Raw genomic sequence first — 20,266 nt, 5'->3', positions numbered from 1 at the left:
GGCCCCCTTTTCTTTATCGATCTAAAGGAATGGGGGCGTTTTAGTTCAAACAAGCGCCTAGCGAATCTCCTGACAAGCAAAATGATAGAACTGTAAAGCTTCCTCACTCGAATCAAACCCCGCTTGAGCAGATTGGGCGCTTCCGCCACCCTTTCCATTAAAAGCTTTAAGATGTTCTTTGAGAAAATCTCCACATGAAAATGCAGCAGTACCGTTATGAGCTAGAATTACTTTGTTATCTGTGGTCGTAGCAAATACAACGGACAACTGGTGATTTGTTGCTATTTGGGCTGCTAGTTTCTGGATTTCCTTGAATGGTTTATTCGAGAAAACATGGGTGATAACAGTTCCATCAATATTAGAAAGAAGCTCTTTTGTCAGATACATATCATTCTGTTCCTTTAACTTTGTAAGCTGTGATTGCAGCTGTTTATGCTCTTGATCCCATTTCTCAAAGCGATCAAGGATATCCTTCCTACCAGTATTAAATTTTTTCGATAGAACATCCGTAATATGAAGTGTTGCTTCGAAGTCCGCTAATGCGCGGTAGCCGCATTTGAAATGGATTCTTGTTGTTCCTTTTATATTTTCAGCATGAAATAATTTGATCATACCAATTTCACCAGTTCGAGACACATGTGTACCGCCACATGCATTGTATTCAATTCCTTCAATCTCAACGATGCGGATATTTTCCGTTACTTTTGGCAATTTCACTAAAGAAATTTCCTTTAATTGTTCATTGGTAACAAAGTAGGTCTGTATTGGACGGTTTTGATAGATCTGCTTATTTACTTTGGTTTCAACTGCTTGCAGTTGTTCTTTAGTTAATGCTGTCTGATCAATATCAATTGTGACATCTTCTGCTCCAAGATGAAAGCTTATCGTATTAGCCTGAAGAAGCTCTCTGAATATTGCTGATAATAAATGCTGTCCGCTATGCTGCTGCATATGATCAAATCTTCGTTGCCAGTCGATAGTGCAAGTTATTTCCTGTGTTCTATCTGGCAGCTGTGCTACTTTATGCAGGACTACATCTTCTTCTGTAAAAACGTCAAGAACTGGAATTCCATTGATATTCCCTAAATCACATGGTTGACCGCCGCCATGAGGGTAAAAAGCCGTTTCTTCTAAAATGATAAATAAATCTTCATCACGCTCAATTTTTTTAGCTATGTTTGTATTCCATGTTGTTATATAGGGTGAGTTGTAATAAAGTTTTGCTGTCATAATTTATTCCTCTCATTTACTATGTTTTATATGGATGATATGTAATTGATCTTATGATACCATTAATCATCCCATATCCTGTAACACTTTCCTTGAAAAATCGACTAAGGAAAGAAGGGAGATGATCAACATGTTACGTATATTTGTGATTTTATCTTTGTTATTAACTGGAGTTGCAGGGTGTGCAACAAGTTATTCAAAAGAACAGGCAGAAAATGGAGAAGGAGCAAATCATTTTACTTCCCCGCCACAGTTAACCTTAATAGTTGATGGTGATTCATATGCTGTTGCCCAGGGAGGTTATAGCTGGTCATATGAGAACACAGACGGTACAACTGTCAATGTGGCGGCAGATTCTATGTCTCCAAGTGAAATGGTAAATGGTAGAAATTCAATTGAAGTGGATGAAGATACAGAAATAACGCTGCAATTTGAAATGGACCCTGCAGATTATAAAGTTAAAATCTGGGATAAAGATAATACTGTGAAGGCAGTGTATGATAAAATAGATCTATCAGAATACAGAGGGAATGTCATTTATGAAGTTTATGCAAACTGGGAGCAAGGATCATCTAGCTATGCGTTCTTGCTTTATATAAGATAATGAATCGTAAAACTTCGTAGAGGCAGATACTTAATAGAGTGGTGATAATATGCAAAGGCTACAATATGAAGCTTCATGGGATAAGGCTTTGCCAGCTAAAGATCGTGAAATAATTGAGGGTGTCTTTCAGGAAACGAAATTATCTGGTAATCAAGCAGTAGCGTTTACGCCATTATGGCAGGCTATGAATTATAAAGGTGAATTATTGGTAACGGTAATCGTTCATAATTTTACGGATAATCCGTTTTCTTTTCAAATGGAACCAATTCGCTATGTCGAAAATAGTGAGCTTGTTGCTGCGAACGAGTTTACAATTCCAGCACTGACAATAGAGGCAGAAACAAGTATGCCGTGGGCGTTCATTTTTCCAGTAGAAAGCTTGAAAACTCAGCCTGCATTAGAGGATGGAAGATTAGAATGGATTAATGCTTATTAATCCATTAGCCAGGAATCTAATCTTGCATTTCTATAAAAAGCCCAGAAAACAGCTTGCTGCGTGTTTCTGGGCTTACTTTTTTTATTGGGAAGTGGCCGTGCCACGTCTTGTTGCGAGCAATGCAGTAACAAGACCAAATACAATGATAATACCGCCGACAATCGCATTATACTCAATACTGACTCGGTCGACGACAATACTACCGGCAAAAGAACCGACAGCTATACCAAGATGCAGGGATGAATTATTTAAGCTGATTAGAATATCCGAATTTTTTGGTGACAGCTCCATTAAATAGCTCTGCATTGGCGGGGTAATAGCCCAGCTCATGCTTCCCCATACAACCATAACAAAAAAGAAAAATGGTACGAAGAACGTCGAGAATGGTACTGCGAAGATCGCAATGATAAAGATAATAATGACAGAAAGAATTGTTCGCTTCGTCCCAAAGTAATCGGCAAAAGAACCCCCGATTGCTCCACCGCTAACGGCTGCAACACCGAACACTAAGTAAACAATACTTATCCATAGACCTTCGAGTCCCATTGTTACTTGTGCAAAAGGTGTAAGGTAAGTATATAGTGTTGTATGTCCTGCCAACACAAGAAATGTAGTGGCGTTAGCAAGTAGTATCTTGCTGTTTTTTAATGTGCGTAGCTGTTGGCCAATGGAAACAGCACCTTGTCCAGGAGTTATTTGTTTCATAAAAAAGTAAACACCTGCCATGGAACATAATGTTAGGATTGCAATCATAATAAATGGGGCACGCCATCCAAAAGTATTTCCAAGCATTAATCCAAATGGGATTCCAAGAACAAGTGACCCACTAACGCCCATGTTCACTATCCCAATTGCGCGTCCACGGTATTGTGGCTCGACAATTGTAGAAGCCATTGTTACACATAGTACAATCAGTAAAGATGCACTGGCTGCTGAAATAATTCTACTGATAAACAGAACACTATAAACGGGACTTAAAACGGCAAGAACATTACTTAAGAAGAAAATAAACAGTGTAATCAACGTTAGTTTCTTTCGTTCAATTCTTGCTGTTAGAAATAATAGTATTGGTGAAGCTATTGCAAAAACAAGTGAAAATACCGTTATTAATAGTCCAGCCTGTCCAACGCTAACTTCTAAGCTAGCTGCAACTAAATCCAATATGCCACCGATAATTAATTCGACCATTCCGACGACAAAGGAAACGATCGTTAACAAATATACTCGTTTATCCATACGTTTACGCCTCTCTTATAAAGTGAAACTGATTCCGTGGTGACTCCACTGCACCTTGCAAAATGTTAACAACCACAAGGGTAAGACACCAGCCCTCTCCACGTTTCATGTTTTCGTTTTTTCTCACGCTTTAAGGTGTGCGAATTACAGCGGTTAATGCGAGGAAAACACAATATTACAATAGTAGCTTCTATTCGACATCACTGCAAGCGGAAATAATAGTATCTCTATTTTTGTTCAGAAAACTTCCTTTATATTAACGAAAAGTGACAGTCCCAATCGGGTTTGTTATACTTATGGTACCTCGTATTGGTTAAAGGAGGAGAAGTTTTGTTGAGTGGTCAAGCAAGGTTGGACAAAGAGGCAATGCGCGTACTGAAACTTACTAGCAGAACGTTTTATATACCGATTAAATTATTAAATCCAACTCTAAGAAAAACAGTTGGATCTGCTTACCTATGTATGCGTGCAATTGATGAAATAGAAGATCATGAGCAATTGGATGCTGAAGTAAAGCAGCGATTACTGTTAGAAACAAGCAGTTTGCTACAAAAAGAGTTCGATTTACAGGCATATGAAACATTAGTAGAGCCTTATAAATCGGAATTACCAGAAGTGACCTTAAGACTTGGTGACTGGCTCGAATTTTGTCCTGATAAGATTGTTGATAAAGTAAAAGAATCAACGAGTGAAATGGCCGAAGGAATGGCAAAATGGGTTGTGAAGGACTGGGAAGTAAGAACGAAAGAAGATTTAGATGATTATACATATTATGTAGCTGGTTTGGTAGGCGTTATGCTCTCTGATATTTGGAAATGGTATGATGGTACTGAAACAGATCGTGAATTGGCAATTGGATATGGGCGTGGTCTTCAGGCTGTCAATATATTGCGTAATAAAGATGAAGATGCTGAACGTGGTGTCCGATTTTTCCCGGATGGATGGAGTCGTGATGATATGTTTCGTTATGCAGAGGGTAACCTCGCAAAAGCGGATGATTATATGAAGCAGATCGAAACGAAAAATATTACATTATTTTGTAAGATTCCATTATCCTTAGCAAAGCGAACGCTTAAAGCACTGAAAAGCGGTAAGGAGAAAATGACTCGTGCGGAAGTCGAGTCAACAGTAGACGAGATTATAAATGAATAATGATGTTTGGAAAGAATGACAGCAAGCAGCAATATGCATGCAGGAGTCATTCTTTTTTTGTTATAGAAAGAATACAATTTGCTAATTAGTCAACGGTGAAGATGAATTCGTTTTAAAGTGATGAAAATAAATTAGATTGATATTATTTGCGTAATTAATGAATGAAACCTATAATAGTAAACTGTGTTAAAAATTTGAGCAAGTTGGTGGAATATTAGTCATTGGTTGTTCTTCTGTAGATAGATATTAGGTGTTGTAATCAAATTCCATCCAACGGTCTTTAATGACAAAATGGATTACTATATTATAGACGCTTGTTCCTAACAACATTAGGAGGAAAACGTGGATACAAAAAAGAAGAACCTAGATTGGCCAGTTTTTATTGTGAGTGGAGGATTCCTGATTCTATTTATTTTATTATCGTTATTTGATAATGAAATGGTTGATGGTGCGGTGAATACATTATTTGCTTATTCTTCAGACCTTTTCGGTGCGTACTGGCAGGTATTATTGCTTGGAAACTTTTTCATTGGACTCGGGTTAGCAATTTCAAGGTATGGGAAAGTTAAATTAGGTAAACAGGATAAACCAAAATATAGCTATTTTGGCTGGGTTTCTATGATTTTAGTTACTTTATTGGCAAGTGGGGGCGTATTCTGGGCTGCTGCTGAACCAATGTATCATTACATGACTACTCCCCCATTAGCCGGCGGTGGAGAATTTAATAATATGGATGCTGCATTTGCTCAATCCTTTCTGCACTGGGGGTTTACCGCATGGGCAATTCTAGGTACACTCTCGGTTATTGTGATGATGTATGTACACTATAATAGAGGGCTGCCACTGAAGCCTAGAGGATTGCTATATCCGATTTTTGGTGAAAAAATATATCATAAAAGCGTGCTAGGTACATCGGCAGATATCTTTTCCATAATTGCAACGGTTGCTGGTACGTTGGGACCGCTTGGATTCTTAGGTTTGCAAATATCTTACGGACTTAATCATTTATTCGATGTACCAAACACGTTAACTGTTAGTATTATTGTTGTGCTGGTACTAGTACTGATTGCTGCGATTTCAGCAGCTACAGGCGTAGATCGAGGGATTTACCATCTAAGTAATTGGAATGTGAAATTTACAATATTCTTAGCAGCTGTAGTACTCGTTATTGGTCCTACAATGTTTATTATTGATGCATTTGTAGGTGGCACTGGATTTCATCTGCAAAACTTCTTCACGATGAGCATGTATCGTGGGGATGAGGGCTGGCTTTCAATATGGACGATATTCTTCTGGGGTTGGTTTATCGGATATGCTCCTATGCTGATTGTATTTATTAGCAGAATATCTCGTGGAAGAACAATTAGAGAATTAATCATAGCTGTATCAATTGTTGCTCCAGTAGTGAATAACTTCTGGTTCTCAATTGTAGGTGGGACAGGAGTATTCTTTGAAAACGAAAATGCTGGCTCTGTCTCGACTGCGTTAAACGAGGGTGGAATGCCTGCTGCAGTAATGGCCATTACCGATCAGCTCCCAATGGCAACTCTAATGGGGTTAGGCTTTTTGCTTGTATCGATTATATTTGTTGCAACAACAACCGATACAATGGCTTATACCGTAGCAGCTACGCTAGAGGGAAATGATAATCCAACACGCTGGTTACGTGTATTCTGGGCATTAATCTTCGGTGCTACTACCGTAGTAATTCTATCGATTGGTGAGGATAGTATTGCATCGATTCAGAATTCAATTGTTATAACTGCGGTTCCGGTTTCGCTTCTATTACTGCCACCATTGTGGAACGCTCCAAGAATAGCGAAGAAAATGGCATTAGAGCAAGGATTGATCTGGCAGCGTGAAATGAGAAAAAAAGTAGATAAAAAAGACGAATAATGAAATGGGCCATCTAGCTTTCCAATAAGGGAGCTGGAGGGCCCTTATTCTTAATCTTGATTTTACATATACGTTAAGGAAACCTTTAGATTCGCATTCTTCTCTCGAATCCTGTCAAGCAAGTCTTTGTCATTCACTTCATTTTTACTACGGATGGCATAGGTGTACATAATCATCGTTCCAAGATTAGTTGTCTCAACCTGGCGTAAAGCATGATTAATCGTAAATTGTCTAAAAACATCATCAAGCAGATTTTCATGGTTTAGATTTTCTGGCACCGTTATTTTTAAAATCTGTGTATCTTTTCCTTTTCCGTATTCGAATTTATAAAGAAAGTAAAATAAGATACTAGCAAAAAACGTTAAAATAATCGCCAAATCAAATTGGTAGAGACCGCTGGTCATACCGACTGATAATCCGAAAAAGATATAGGCAATATCCTTCGCATCTGTAACCGCACTTCTAAAACGAATTAAAGAAAATACTGCGAATAAACCAAAAGCAACTCCAGCATTTCCGCTCACAACATTCATAACAACTGATACAACAACACTCATCATAATTATCGTATGGACAAAGTTCTGTGAGTAGCGATCCCCCGTAAATGTTAGTTGATATACCTTTGTAATAACAATACTAAGGATTGTTGTGATTGCCATCGCTAATAGACTCATAAAAATTGCCGATTCATTACCGTTTATTTGAAATAATGTTTCCATTTTATACTCCTCCTACTGTTACATTTTCTTTTCCATTTGGAAGTGGTGGATTCTTTAACAATTCAAGACTGGTACAAAATTTTGATGCACTTCTTTGTTCGCAATTTAGTTGTTGTAAAATGCGAGTAAGCCAGAGGGGAACACTGTCATTCACTTTTACTTCGAGTACAACAAGATTAGAATCAACAAAATTTTTTCCGTACGCACCGTTTTCTAATAAAAGATCTTCATTTCTGCATCGCAGATTAGAATCAAAGGTAATCCGCAACTCTGGGTCTGTTATACAATGAAGTGCATGGCGGTCATAACTTACAATCATTTCGGGCTCTAAGCGGTATAAGTTGCGAAAATAATCAATCTCACGCAGTACTTGTATATTCGAACCCTCGTAATTATTAATACAGGACTCCAGGCGGTTAATATAGCGGTAGGCCTCGGATAATGAGATAAGCATGCGTCTTTTATTGACGACTTTTTTATGCTTTTGTTTCACTTCAAAAAAAGCAGTTCCGTGGATGTCGGTATCATCGTAGATCCGTAAACGAAGCTTTTGCCGATACTTCAGTTTGTTTTTAGTTTCAAAGTAAATTTTGTGATCATCACTTTCGAAGTATAGGCTGGTTACGGTGTACTTCCCATCCTCACCGAACTTGTCAGGTCGCATAAACGGTGAGATTTGCTGAATTAATTGTTCATATTGCACAGTGGTGATTAAATACTTCTGTTCTTTCCTTCTAAAAATTTCAATAGCCATATGATATCCTCCTTACCTTGAAAACTATTCTATAATTCTCGTATAAGATACCTATGTGAAAGGGATTAGAATTGGATGAGAATGTGATGTGAATCTAAATTTTGGGTGAAATCCTGTAATTTATCATTGGTTATTAAATATTAGGAAGGGGATTTATGATAGTCTTTAAAATTCATTTATCTGGAGTATAACGTTTTTAAGTATAAAGCTAAAAAGGGCCGCTCCATTCTTTGGAGCGGCCTTTAAAGTTATAGTGATGTATTTTCTTCAATTGCGTTTTTGTCATTAAATGTTTTTACGTTTAAATTCTTTAAAATTCGTGATGTTAAGGTACCGGAAACCATACTTCCGTTAACATTTAAAGCTGTGCGTCCCATATCGATAAACGCCTCGATTGAAATTAATAGTCCAGCTAATGCTACTGGCATTCCCATTGATGAGAGAACAATGATTGCGGCAAATGTTGCTCCGCCACCAACACCGGCTACACCAAATGAGCTAATACCGATAATGAGAACCAATTGGATAATAAACCCTGGTGAAAGAGGATTAATCCCGATAGTTGGTGCTATCATGACAGCTAGCATGGCAGGGTAGATTCCTGCACAGCCATTTTGGCCCATTGTTGCTCCAAATGAAGCAGACATATTGGCAACACCTTGCTCAACACCAAGTGAATTTTTTTGTGCCTGAATATTCAATGGAATTGTTCCTGCACTAGAGCGCGATGTAAATGCAAAGCCTAATACCGGAAAAGCTTTTCTTAAATACGTAAACGGATTTAAACCAAATATGCCGACTAAAACTAAGTGAAGAATGAACATAACCAGCAATGCAACGTAGGAAGCAATAACAAACTTACCGAGTTCCAGGATACCTGCAAAATTTGTACTGGCCACTGTATTCGCCATTAATGCTAAAACCCCAAATGGAGTTAAGCGTAATACTAATGTTACGATACGCATGACAACGGCATAGACAGCGTTAACCATCTTCGTGAACATCTCTGCTTGTTCCGGATTTTTTCTGCGCACACCCAGTACCGCAATCCCAACAATAATAGAGAAAATAACGATAGCAATAACGGATGTTGGTCTTTCTCCGGTCATATCCAAGAAAATATTAGACGGAATGAAGTTAAGGATTCGTTGTGGGGTCGATTGCTCTTCCACTTCCCCCAAACTTGTTTCTAACGATGTGGCACGCTCTGACTCTGCTTGCCCCATTTCAATTTGCTCCGCATTTAGATCAAACACGATTGCAGTTCCAATTCCGATTAGGGCGGCAACCATTGTAGTAGAGATCAGGATTCCAATAATCCACGCAGACATCTTACCGAGTTCTGCGGTCCTTTCCAAGTTAATAATGGATTGGATAATGGAAACCATCACAATTGGTACAACAATCATCATAAGGAAGCTAATGTAGCCTCGCCCAACAATGTTGTACCATTCAGTGGTCTCAGTTAAAACTTCAGAGCCAGTTCCATAAATTAATTGTAATAAGGCTCCAAGGACAATCCCTGCTCCTAAACCAGTGAATACACGCTTTGTAAAAGAAAAATGCTTTTTCTGCATCCATATTAGTAAACCGATAAGTGCTAATAGCACTACTATATTTAATAGAATATAAATAGAGTCCATCTTGATAAACCTCCTTGTTAATGTTTTCTTGCAGTTGGAGAATACTATGCAGCAATACTAATATTATACTAGTTTATTATTCCGATAATATTAGTATGACTTAAATTAAGATACACTGGTTTAAAAGAAGTGTCAAGAAATTAATTTTAGTGAGGTTCACGCATTAACGGCTGTGATACCTGCACATCTAATGTGAAGGAACCAAAACGAATGGTTGTGAGGTAAAAAAACAAGAAGGAAGGAATCCATTCACTAAAAAAAGTATCACGACATGAATCTGGAATCGTTGGTGAAGATTATTGTGTTTAGCGCAGAAAGCATATCGTTTAACGACGTAGTGGGCAAGCTATCAAGCTTCCCCACTATGCTGTGCTACATCCAATTTTTTTGGAATAAAGCTTTAATAGCAATATAGAGAACTGAAAAGGCAAATACGATGACAGCAATTGTTCCTACAGCAATTAAGAAATTGACGATTGTTGTAGACGTAATAAATGAAGATGCTAACGACGTTACAACAATTAATCCAAAACCAGCCAGGATTGCTGTAAGAAAGAGTAAAGCAAGTTGATTCATCATCATCCCCCCTTTATTTAGGATATGAATAAAGGGGGGATATCGTTTATGTAAATTTAAAAAATGGAGAGAAGTAAAAAGACCGCATAATGGAAGGCGGTCTTTGTGTGTAACTAATAGCATTGAAACGATTGAATTTGGTTTAAGTCGATACCGAAATACACCCATCTGAATCCGGTCCATCTGAATCCTGCAATTGAATTTCTGCCAACAAACGTTGGGAAAAACCAAAAAGCGTCTCTTCTTAACCAAATATAGGTGAATCGGAATAAACAGCCTCGAATTCCACCTGGATCAACCGCGAATGTTTGGAACTGTGATTGTTCGGGTGTGAAATTCGGTGGTGGAGAGGTAGGTGGTCCAGCTTGTTGTCCACCGCCACCGCCGCCAGGGAAACCTCCAGGACCTCCGGGGCCACCTGGACCACCAGGGAAGCCACCGGGTCCGCCGCCAGGAAAGCCTCCAGGACCTCCGGGGCCACCTGGACCACCAGGGAAGCCGCCGGGTCCGCCGCCAGGGAAACCTCCAGGACCTCCGGGGCCGCTTGGACCGCCAGGGAAACCTCCAGGACCGCCTGGACCACCGCCAGATCCAGGGCCGAAAATCTGACCAAGTATGTTCCCTGGAAGATTAAACTGCCTTTCATCATCATGTTGCGGTGGATGATATGGATTATTATGATAATTCATCTATTCTTTCCTCCCTTTTCTGCTCATAAAAAATCGCTCCCTTTACTATATGGGGAATTCGTCTAATGTGGGATTGAATTTAAAAGATTGGGCGGCTGGTATGTGTATAAGGAAGAACAAATAATTGCCAATATAAAGATTCTATTTGTTTTTTCCTTTTTATCCTTTAAGTTATACTTAAAAAAACGCTTGTCATGATGAATCAATTATGGTAATGTTAAAAGGTTGTCAAGAGATAATGAGTAGAGCAAATAACAGACCAGGCTCGTTGGGAATTTGCATGTGAATATTCTAGCTGGATTCTGTGAATATAAACAGGTATGAGCAAAAAAATAGTAAGGGGGTTTTTCTATGACAGATCACAACAATCAGCAAGAAAAATATGAATATCTTGCTGATAATCCTAATGTGAAAGTAATGCCAATTATGCTTTCTTTAATTATTGGTGCTTTCTTTGCAATATTAAATGAAACTTTATTAAATATAGCATTAACGACACTTATGGCTGAGTTTGGTGTAACACTAACAACTGTACAGTGGATGGCAACAGGATTTATGTTAATTATGGGAATTATTATCCCTGCATCAGCTGTATTAATGCAGTGGTTTACAACACGTCAGCTATTTATAAGTACAATGATCGTCTTTACAATCGGTACAACAATAAGTGCGCTTGCGCCGAACTTTCCAATATTGCTTGTCGGCCGACTTATTCAAGCGGTTGGTACAGGTTTGTTGATGCCGATTATATTTAATGTGTTCTTGTTAATTTTCCCGCCGCATCGAAGAGGGAAGGTTATGGGGCTAGTTGGGTTAGTAATTATGTTTGCTCCGGCAATCGGGCCAACCTTATCTGGCGTAATTGTTGAATATTTAGGATGGCGCTATTTATTTATTTCCGTTATTCCGTTTGCATTATTTTCGATTGCATTCGCATCTAAATATTTAGTGAATGTATCAGAAGTGACGAAGCCGAAAATAGATATCATTTCCCTTGTTTTTTCAACAATCGGATTCGGTGCGATCGTTTATGGCTTTAGTTCGGCTGGGGAAACTGGGTTTTTAGAGCCTAAAGTATATACTATAATTATCATAGGCTTCATTGCAGTGGCATTGTTTACATGGAGACAATTAAGACTGGAAGAGCCTCTGATTGATTTACGTGTTTTTCGTTATCCGATGTACACGCATGGGGTACTTATGTTCTTAATCATCATTATGGCGATGTTTGCTTCAGAAATTATTATACCAATTTACATGCAAGGTCCCCTAGCTTTAACAGCTGCTACAGCAGGGCTAGTTCTACTGCCTGGTAGCATTCTAAATGGTGCAATGTCACCGGTAATGGGTGGACTCTTTGATAAGTTTGGTCCGCGAGTCTTGATGATTCCAGCAACGCTTGTTTTATGTGGAACCATGTTTATGATGAGTAGATTGGATTTAGATACACCAGTCTGGGTAATTGTTGTTGGATACATTTTACTCATGTTATCCGTTTCTGCGATTATGATGCCAGCCGAAACAAATGGGTTGAATCAGCTTCCAAAGCATTTGTATCCACATGGAACTGCTGTAATGACAACATTACAGCCTGTTGCAGGAGCAATTGGGGTATCTGTATTTATTAGTATTATGAATGCGAGACAAAATGGTTTGTTGCAAAATGCAAACAATCCTACAGATCCTACTGCTATCAAAGAAGCAATGGTGGCGGGTGTGGAACTTGTATATTTTATTGCTTTTGCTATATCCATTGTTGCTGTCATTATGGCATTTTTTGTTTATCGCGCTGTACCGAAAGAAACAGAAGAGCAGCCGGTTGAGGAAAATTAATAGATTAAAGAAAAATAAGTTTTCATTCTGTGGAATGCAGAGTGGAAGCTTATTTTTTTTAAAAAGTTAATTCTCACGTGCTTTACATGAATGGAATATTGCTGTATGTTATAAGTGAGTAATCACTCACTTATAACATGGCGAGGTGAAACGGATGCGAAATCAAAACTCATGTATCTCGATTCAACATGTGTTTAAGCAGTTTGGCAAGCACGAAGTACTAAAGGATATCAATCTCGAAATTGAGGAAGGGGAGATATTCGGACTTCTCGGTCCGTCTGGTGCTGGGAAATCCACCTTAATAAAAGAATTAGCAGGGCTAGATGTTCCTACATCAGGCGAAAATTATATGTTTGGAGAAAGAATGCCAACGTTCAAATTGATGGAGCGAATAGGTTATATGGCCCAAGCAGATGCACTTTACGAAGAATTATCAGCAAACGAAAATTTACAGTTCTTTGCAAGCTTATATGGATTGAAAGGCAAAAAGAAAAAGGAAAGAATTAACGAAGTGATGCAGCTTGTTGACTTATCCGATCATTTAAATAAACCTGTATCCAATTATTCTGGTGGTATGAAAAGAAGATTATCACTAGCGATTGCACTACTTCATGAACCTGAAATGCTAATTCTGGATGAGCCAACTGTTGGGATTGATCCCGTTTTAAGGAAAAGTATTTGGGATGCATTTTATGATTTAAATCGGAAAGGGACAACGATAATTGTTACAACTCATGTAATGGATGAGGCTGAAAAATGTGATCGGCTGGGACTTATGCGAGACGGAGAATTGATTGCTGTCGGAACGGCGGAAGCGTTACGTAATGAGACAAATTCAGATACGATTGAACAAGCGTTTCTTGTTTATGGAGGTGCGACATCGTGAGAGTTATTGCATTAACAAAAAGGATTTTGCAACAGCTTATACGGGATAAACGGACATTAGGTTTGCTTATCTTTGCGCCGATTTTAGTCCTAACTATGCTTCACTTGGTTTTTAATGGAGATGATTATGTACCGAAAGTGGGATTAGTAGAGATTCCTGAAGCTATTGTTGACCAAATTGATACGACAGATGCTGAAGTAACCATATACACGAATGAAAATGATGCACAGCAAGCTGTCCACTCTGAGGAGATTGATGGTTATATTTTACTTGATGATGCCACCACTTCAGCTGTCTTTCTTGAAGGTAGTGACCCAAGTGTGAATAGCGCTACATTGAGATGGATCCAATCAGCTTTTGGCTCACTGCAGCAGGGTGAAAGTGCTGCACAGTTTGAAATTGATTATTTATACGGCTCAAGTGATATGGGATCATTTGATTACTTTGGGCCAGTATTGCTCGGGTTCTTTGTCTTTTTCTTTGTCTTTATTATTGCTGGCGTTTCCTTTATTCGTGAGCGGACAACAGGAACATTGGAACGGCTGCTCTCTACACCATTGCGTAAATGGGAGATTGTGACGGGATATGTTCTTGGATTTGGAATCTTCACGATCATTCAATCAACGATTATTGCATGGTATGCTATTTATGTACTGAATATGATGATGGTAGGAGCATTTATTTATGTGCTTTTAATTACATTGTCACTTGCGCTCACGGCACTAACATTAGGCATACTCATTTCTTCATTTGCGAACAATGAATTGCAAATGATTCAATTCATACCGATTGTTGTTATTCCGCAAATATTCTTTTCGGGATTATTTAATTTAGAAACGATTTCCGACTGGTTAAGCTGGGTTGGTCCGTTTACTCCGCTTTATTATGCTGCAGATGCACTACGAGATGTTATGGTAAGGGGACATGGCTTTGGCGAAATTTTTGTTAATCTTATTATTCTATTTGGCTTTTCATTACTATTTATGCTTTTAAATGGTTTGGCACTTCGTAAGTATCGGAAAATATAACGTAGGCTTTTCGTTGCGCCATGTGACACTTATTCGATATGATGTTAGATAAGGAATGTTTAACTTGATAAGAGGCGAAATTTGATGACAAATAGTGAGTCGAAATTAACTAAAAAACAAATAGCGATATTAGAGGCAGCGACAGAGCTATTCGCAGAAAAAGGCTATGCAGGTACTTCTACAAGTGAGATCGCGAATAAAGCGGAAGTTGCAGAAGGAACGATTTTCAAGCATTTTAAATCCAAAAAGGGGCTGTTGTTATCGATTGTCTCACCGATGATGGTGAAGTTAATCGCTCCAATGGTGAAAAATGATATGAACAAGGTGCTTGATCAGGATTTTGAACATTTTCAAGATTTTATTCGAGCTATGATTGAGAATAGAAAAGCATTTATTAAAAAAAACCTTCCCCTTTTACGAATATTAATTCAGGAAATTCCTTTTCATCCAGAGTTAAAGGAGCAGTTTATTGAGCATATCGGGAAAGATATTTTTGCTAGACTTAGAAACATTGTTGAACATTATCAAGCTAAGGGCCAGCTCATTCAAACCCATTCGGATACAATCATTCGAATTGTTGCCTCGTCTATTTTTTCTTATATTATTGCACGATATGTTATTGTTCCTGATGGTGATTGGAACGATGAGGAAGAGGTTGAACGGATTATTCAAGTTCTGGAAAATGGGATTGTGCCAAGGGAATAGGTGTTTTTAGCTTTTGATCCTTTTCTATGGGAAACGTAGAAAAGGTTTTTTTATGTTCGGACGTAAGCGGTTTAGATTAATTTTAGATTTCCTTAGCTACCCACTAATTATTAACTAAAAATAAACTTTTGCGTTGTCGTTACTAAAGTGACTTATACTTGAGTTAGAGAAGAGGGGGACCTATGGTAGAACAAAGTAAAATTCTTATCGTAGAAGATGATTATGAAATTGCCCGGATTATGAGGGATCACTTAAATAGAGAAGGTTTTCAAGTGACCTGGGCATCGACAGGATTGGAGGGCTTGGAAGATTTTAGAGCCGATGACTATTCTTTAGTGCTCGTGGATCTCATGATGCCAGAGATGGATGGTTTTACATTATGTGAAACCATTCGGTTAGAAAGTGACGTACCGTTATTAATTGTTAGTGCTAAAAATGAGGATGAAAGCAAAATACGTGGATTGGGTCTTGGTGCAGATGATTATTTAACCAAGCCATTTAGCCTGAAAGAATTGACTGCTCGAGTACATTCTCACCTAAGAAGATACGAGCGCTATACAAAGAAGCATTATAATGAGCAGATTTTTCATTATAAACATGGGTTAGCCATTGACTTTTTGAATGAAGCTGTATTTTTAGATGGGAAAATTCTCTTTCTAACCACTAAAGAGCGGGAGATTTTGTTTTTACTTGCTAAAAATCCATTTATTACGTTTGAAAAAGTGAAAATATATGAGCATGTATGGCAATTGATGAATGTAGATGGCAATAATACCGTAACCGTTCATATTAAAAGTCTTCGCACGAAGCTAAAAGATACAGGAAAGCAAGCGAGATTTGTCCAGACCGTTTGGGGTGTTGGGTATCGTTTTATAGGAGAACAAGTTGGATGAAGATTAAAAACTGGCTTATGATAAGTTATTTGCTCGTTATGGTTTTACCGATTGCCGCTATTTATTTACTCTATATTAATTTAAGCGCTTATGATCAAGATCAGGATTTAATGGAATATCTAACTTTTCAAAATGTCGTTACAAATCTGGAAAGCGAATTAAAGGAAGAAGCCTTATATAAAATTCAGTCTGACGAAAACTACCAGCATTTGCGTAGTCTGGCAGATGATAATCTCAAAATCGATTTATTTCGTTATGATGGCGTTCAGTTGTTTTCTACGATGAATACACCAGGAAACCCGCAGCTTTTTCAAGTGAATCAAGAAAAATTATTTCAGAATTTAAATGAATATCAGAAAAAAACGCGAACCTATTCGGTGAAAAAGCCAGTATTTGATGATGCGAATCGGGTAGTTGGTTTATATGAAATTACATTAGGTAGAAAAGCGTGGGTAGAGACCTCCAATCAACGTACGACGATGATGTTTATATTATTGGGTATCTTTTTCATTGCACTCTATTCAGTGGTTATGCTCTCTATCAACCGTAAGCTGAATCGACCTTTGTATCAGTTACAAGAACATATGAAAGCATTTGCGGCAGGTAAGAAATTGAATCAGGAGCTGGTTCAATCGAAGGATGAAATTGGAGTAGTTATTACACATTTCGAGCAAATGAAAGCTCAAATAGCAGAAACGAGAGATGCTCTTGCCAAACAGCAGCATGAAAAAGAATATATGGTTGCCTCCTTATCTCATGACTTAAAAACACCATTAACCGTTATTCGAACATACACCGAAGCTTTAGAAAATCACCATTTATCAAAAGAAGAAAAAGAAGACTATCAAATGATACTCTATGAAAAATTAGAACATATGAAGCAAATGATCGATGATTTATCAATATTCACCTCGCTTCAATCAACTGATAATATGCTCCATATCGTACAAGTAAATGGGGAAGAGTTTTTTGAAATGCTGTTTTCTGGTTATGAAGAGCCATGCTTCAAAAAAGATATAGAACTAAACACCGAACTGCATGTTAGGAATTCCTACATGCTTGATCCGAAACAAATGATTCGCCTTGTTGATAATTTAATGGATAATAGCATTCGCTATACTCCGAAACATCGTCGTATTTGGTTAGCTGCCATTTCATCGAGGAAGCCACTACCAAATTGGGTATTCCCAGAGTTTAAAGATGATGTGAATTTATTCAGGCAGGGTGGGACTGTGATGCTTATTCAGAACGAAGGAAAAGGCATAAAGCATAGTCAACTAGAAAAGATCTTCCAACCCTTTTATCAAGATGATGCTTCACGAGGAAAAGGGGCAACTTCAGGTCTCGGATTAAGTATTGCAAAAATAATTATGGAAAAGCATGATGGGGAGATAAAAATTTGGTCAACTGAAAATAAGGGCACATTAATTGCCTGCTGGTTAAAGGAGAAGGGTTAATCATGAAGTTTACGTGGAGAAAAGGTTTGATTTTACTAAGTCTTATTACATTAATATTAGGAGGCTGTTCACAAAATATGGAAGTTTCTGCAGAGGAAATTATCCAAAATGCTATTGAATCGGAGAAGGATGTAAATGCCTATCAAGGTGTAGCGGAAATGAAAATGTTTGAAGGAGAAGAAATGACACAGCATATCATCCTGGAGGAGTATGTTGAAGGCGAGAAAAGAAAGGTTGTTACGAACGATCAAGTACTAAAACAAGAAGTAGAAGTATTAAATGATGGCACTACAATGCTTATCTATGATAAAGCAAATAACCAGGCGCAAGAAATGGATACGACAGAGTTTGTAGACTTTGCAGGTATAAGTCCTAAAGAGCAATTCAAAACGATGATGGGGATGATGGGGGAATCGCATACCTATGAAATGGTTGGGGAGGAACAAATGCTTGATGCTGATACATTCCACATTCGGGTAAAAGCGAATGAAGCGGATAATTTACTAGGAGACATGGAATTATGGGTGGATCAAAAAACGTGGTTTGTTGTGAAGCTTGTTTCAGAAACAGGAGATATTCGAACAGAATTCGAGTATACAGAGTTGGATTTCTCACCAGACTTTGCAGATGACACGTTTACGCTTGATATTCCGGAAGATATTGAAATTACAAACTTGGAAGAGGATCTAGAGGAATTGGGGCCAGAAACAGTTACAGTAGAAGAAGCGGAGGAAGCGCTGGGCCAAGCGTTCCTTGTATTTCAAGAGGAAGCATATCATCTTGCAAGCATGCAAATGTATGATTTCTCTGCTGGATTGAATCGGCATGAGCTGGAGTTAATGTATAGTTCCAAGGAGAATATCCCATTGTTTTCGTTGTCTGTGTTTCCAACTCCCGATGACATGCCAGTTGAAGAAGCGGATTTAGAGATTCGAGGAAATGCTGCAGAGTATGAAGAGGTAATTAAGAGCATTGTTTGGGATGAAGATGGTTTACGTTATTCGATCGTAATAACGCATCCAGATATAGATGAAGAAGAAATTGTGAAATCGACAGAAAGAATGATTTTGAGTTCGGAAAAGTAATCAAAAGATGAGCGAGAAAGTTTACGAAAAGATTTGCTGCAGCTAAGCAAGTATTACAAGCTTTTCTAGCTGCATAAGTGGAAAAAGGGCTAATACAGGAAGCATAGTACGGAGGTTAAAGGATGAGGGAGATAGGGAGACGAGTTATTAAACAGGTGAAAAAAGGAGATCATTGTGCATTTAAGAAGCTTGTTCAGCATTACCATCAATCAGTCTATAAAATTTGCTACATGATTATCGGTGACAATAAAGCTGCTGAGAATATGGCTGAAGATATTTTCTTGCATGTTTATAATCATATTGGCGATTATCAGGAAACTACTAAAAAATTTTCGCTGTGGCTGTTTCAAAAAACGGTGAACCTAGCTCGTACCCAATTCAATGAAAAAAATCAAACCGGCGTGCATGCTAGTCCCGTATTAAATAAAGATAATAATATGAAACTTATATTGATGAACATTTCTTTAAAAGAGAGATTAGCTTTAACCCTAAAATCTAGCAATCATTTATCCATTCAGGAGATTAGTGAAGTTTTAGAAATCCCCAATTCCACTACCCTAACCTATATTTGGCGAGGGAGAGAATCGCTGCGCACGATGATTAGTCAGTAATTTGTTCTATTGCGTTTAATAAATGTACCAGTTCCATTATTTAAGGGGACTGGTACATTTTTTCTCGTGGATTCTGCTGACGGGTACATTTTCGTTTGCTTTTTATTGCTTTTACCCTTGTGATACGAGGTGCATCATAACACACTGGTATTAACAGGAAAAAAGGGGTGAATATGCGTAATGGATAGGTAAATGATGAAAGGAAGCATTGATTTATTGATATTGTTTTTAATTTCCCAGCGCGATTTGTATGGTTACGAAATTACCAAAATTTTAAAACGGTTAAGCGATGATGCGTATGATATGAGTGAGGGAACGCTGTATTCGGCTTTGAAAAGATTAGAAAGAAAACAGTGGATTAAGTCTTATTGGAGTGATACAGAAAACGGAAGGCGGAAATATTATCATCTAACCGAAACAGGAAGAAAAGAACTGCAACAAAAACAGAGAAATTGGAAAATGATTGAATTCCTTGTAAATAAGAGTTCGGAGGGATTAACATGACGCAAGATCTCAGAAGATTTGTTGAAAAGACAGTTCAACAAATTGAGGGGAATCAACAAGAGAAAGATGACTTATACGAAGAATTGCTGATTCATTTGGAGTTGTCCAAGGAAGAATTTATCAATGCGGGGTTATCCGATAAAGAAGCGGAAAAGAAGGCAATGGAGCACATCGGCAATGAAACAAAGGTCGGTGGGCAGATCCAACAAGCAATGTTTCCTTTTCGAAAAGAAATGATGCGGGCACTTGCCATTGGATCCTTACTTTTTCATAGTTAAGGATATCTCGAAAGTTAGACTTTTGAGATATCCTCTCTTGCTAGATTCAAA

Annotated in this window: 21 protein-coding genes; 14 read left to right on the top strand and 7 right to left on the bottom strand. The window is 38.1% G+C overall.

The window, feature by feature from the left end:
• Positions 1-57 precede the first annotated feature (57 nt).
• Positions 58-1,230, bottom strand: coding sequence for a DHHA1 domain-containing protein (locus tag NYE61_RS10790; RefSeq protein WP_303450810.1), 1,173 nt, complete (start codon positions 1,228-1,230; stop codon positions 58-60).
• Between the two features lie 130 nt (positions 1,231-1,360).
• On the opposite strand from NYE61_RS10790, the gene NYE61_RS10785 reads away from it, so the two are divergent.
• Positions 1,361-1,834, top strand: a complete 474-nt coding sequence (locus NYE61_RS10785; RefSeq protein ID WP_095311568.1) for a hypothetical protein — start codon at positions 1,361-1,363, stop codon at positions 1,832-1,834.
• Between the two features lie 49 nt (positions 1,835-1,883).
• Complete coding sequence (locus NYE61_RS10780) at positions 1,884-2,270, top strand: SLAP domain-containing protein (protein WP_095311570.1); 387 nt, start codon at positions 1,884-1,886, stop codon at positions 2,268-2,270.
• An 81-nt stretch (positions 2,271-2,351) separates the two neighbouring features.
• Here the strand turns inward: NYE61_RS10780 and NYE61_RS10775 are convergent, their stop codons facing one another.
• The gene (locus NYE61_RS10775; RefSeq protein ID WP_095311572.1) at positions 2,352-3,506 is read right to left on the bottom strand and encodes an MFS transporter; all 1,155 of its coding nucleotides are present in this window, start codon (positions 3,504-3,506) and stop codon (positions 2,352-2,354) included.
• Between the two features lie 333 nt (positions 3,507-3,839).
• Here NYE61_RS10775 and NYE61_RS10770 point away from each other — a divergent pair, with 333 nt between their 5' ends.
• Positions 3,840-4,658 (top strand): phytoene/squalene synthase family protein, encoded by an 819-nt coding sequence (locus NYE61_RS10770; protein WP_095311788.1) that lies wholly within the window; start codon positions 3,840-3,842, stop codon positions 4,656-4,658.
• 342 nt (positions 4,659-5,000) lie between these two features.
• Positions 5,001-6,554 (top strand): BCCT family transporter, encoded by a 1,554-nt coding sequence (locus tag NYE61_RS10765; RefSeq protein WP_095311574.1) that lies wholly within the window; start codon positions 5,001-5,003, stop codon positions 6,552-6,554.
• A gap of 62 nt (positions 6,555-6,616) precedes the next feature.
• Here NYE61_RS10765 and NYE61_RS10760 read toward each other — a convergent pair whose 3' ends face one another.
• From NYE61_RS10760 to NYE61_RS10740, 5 genes are all read right to left on the bottom strand, one after another.
• Entirely contained in the window at positions 6,617-7,273 is a 657-nt protein-coding gene (locus tag NYE61_RS10760; RefSeq protein WP_095311576.1) for a DUF4956 domain-containing protein, read from the bottom strand.
• A gap of 1 nt (position 7,274) precedes the next feature.
• Positions 7,275-8,027, bottom strand: coding sequence for a polyphosphate polymerase domain-containing protein (locus tag NYE61_RS10755; protein ID WP_303450804.1), 753 nt, complete (start codon positions 8,025-8,027; stop codon positions 7,275-7,277).
• Positions 8,028-8,275: 248 nt separating this feature from the next.
• Positions 8,276-9,670 carry an L-cystine transporter gene (locus tag NYE61_RS10750; protein WP_118889158.1) on the bottom strand — a complete coding sequence of 465 codons (1,395 nt, stop codon included), beginning with the start codon at positions 9,668-9,670 and terminating at the stop codon, positions 8,276-8,278.
• Between the two features lie 372 nt (positions 9,671-10,042).
• Positions 10,043-10,246: a hypothetical protein gene (locus NYE61_RS10745; RefSeq protein WP_095311580.1), complete on the bottom strand. Its 204-nt coding sequence runs from the start codon at positions 10,244-10,246 to the stop codon at positions 10,043-10,045.
• A 113-nt stretch (positions 10,247-10,359) separates the two neighbouring features.
• On the bottom strand, positions 10,360-10,935 hold the full coding sequence (locus tag NYE61_RS10740; protein WP_251660284.1) for a hypothetical protein: 576 nt from the start codon (positions 10,933-10,935) through the stop codon (positions 10,360-10,362).
• A gap of 351 nt (positions 10,936-11,286) precedes the next feature.
• Here NYE61_RS10740 and NYE61_RS10735 point away from each other — a divergent pair, with 351 nt between their 5' ends.
• The 10 genes from NYE61_RS10735 (at position 11,287) to NYE61_RS10690 (ending at position 20,215) form a co-directional block, all read left to right on the top strand.
• Positions 11,287-12,768, top strand: a complete 1,482-nt coding sequence (locus tag NYE61_RS10735; RefSeq protein ID WP_303450794.1) for an MDR family MFS transporter — start codon at positions 11,287-11,289, stop codon at positions 12,766-12,768.
• Between the two features lie 154 nt (positions 12,769-12,922).
• Positions 12,923-13,654: an ABC transporter ATP-binding protein gene (locus NYE61_RS10730; protein ID WP_251660285.1), complete on the top strand. Its 732-nt coding sequence runs from the start codon at positions 12,923-12,925 to the stop codon at positions 13,652-13,654.
• Complete coding sequence (locus NYE61_RS10725; RefSeq protein WP_251660287.1) at positions 13,651-14,682, top strand: ABC transporter permease; 1,032 nt, start codon at positions 13,651-13,653, stop codon at positions 14,680-14,682. Before NYE61_RS10730 ends, NYE61_RS10725 begins: the two co-directional genes overlap by 4 nt.
• An 84-nt stretch (positions 14,683-14,766) precedes the next feature.
• Complete coding sequence (locus tag NYE61_RS10720) at positions 14,767-15,387, top strand: TetR/AcrR family transcriptional regulator (RefSeq protein WP_251660289.1); 621 nt, start codon at positions 14,767-14,769, stop codon at positions 15,385-15,387.
• A gap of 182 nt (positions 15,388-15,569) precedes the next feature.
• On the top strand, positions 15,570-16,280 hold the full coding sequence (locus NYE61_RS10715) for a response regulator transcription factor (RefSeq protein WP_095311591.1): 711 nt from the start codon (positions 15,570-15,572) through the stop codon (positions 16,278-16,280).
• Complete coding sequence (locus NYE61_RS10710) at positions 16,277-17,737, top strand: HAMP domain-containing sensor histidine kinase (RefSeq protein ID WP_251660291.1); 1,461 nt, start codon at positions 16,277-16,279, stop codon at positions 17,735-17,737. Before NYE61_RS10715 ends, NYE61_RS10710 begins: the two co-directional genes overlap by 4 nt.
• Positions 17,738-17,739: 2 nt before the next feature.
• Positions 17,740-18,822: a hypothetical protein gene (locus tag NYE61_RS10705; protein ID WP_095311595.1), complete on the top strand. Its 1,083-nt coding sequence runs from the start codon at positions 17,740-17,742 to the stop codon at positions 18,820-18,822.
• A gap of 122 nt (positions 18,823-18,944) precedes the next feature.
• Complete coding sequence (locus NYE61_RS10700; RefSeq protein ID WP_285844986.1) at positions 18,945-19,433, top strand: sigma factor; 489 nt, start codon at positions 18,945-18,947, stop codon at positions 19,431-19,433.
• Positions 19,434-19,625: 192 nt separating this feature from the next.
• Positions 19,626-19,937: a helix-turn-helix transcriptional regulator gene (locus NYE61_RS10695; protein ID WP_303450779.1), complete on the top strand. Its 312-nt coding sequence runs from the start codon at positions 19,626-19,628 to the stop codon at positions 19,935-19,937.
• Positions 19,934-20,215: a permease prefix domain 1-containing protein gene (locus NYE61_RS10690; RefSeq protein ID WP_303450775.1), complete on the top strand. Its 282-nt coding sequence runs from the start codon at positions 19,934-19,936 to the stop codon at positions 20,213-20,215. The genes NYE61_RS10695 and NYE61_RS10690 overlap by 4 nt, the downstream gene beginning before the upstream one ends.
• Positions 20,216-20,266: the final 51 nt, after the last annotated feature.

Source organism: Oceanobacillus sp. FSL W7-1304 (assembly GCF_037969805.1).
In the GTDB taxonomy this organism is placed as follows: domain Bacteria; phylum Bacillota; class Bacilli; order Bacillales; family Amphibacillaceae; genus Oceanobacillus; species Oceanobacillus profundus.
This window is presented reverse-complemented; position numbering and strand designations above follow the sequence as displayed.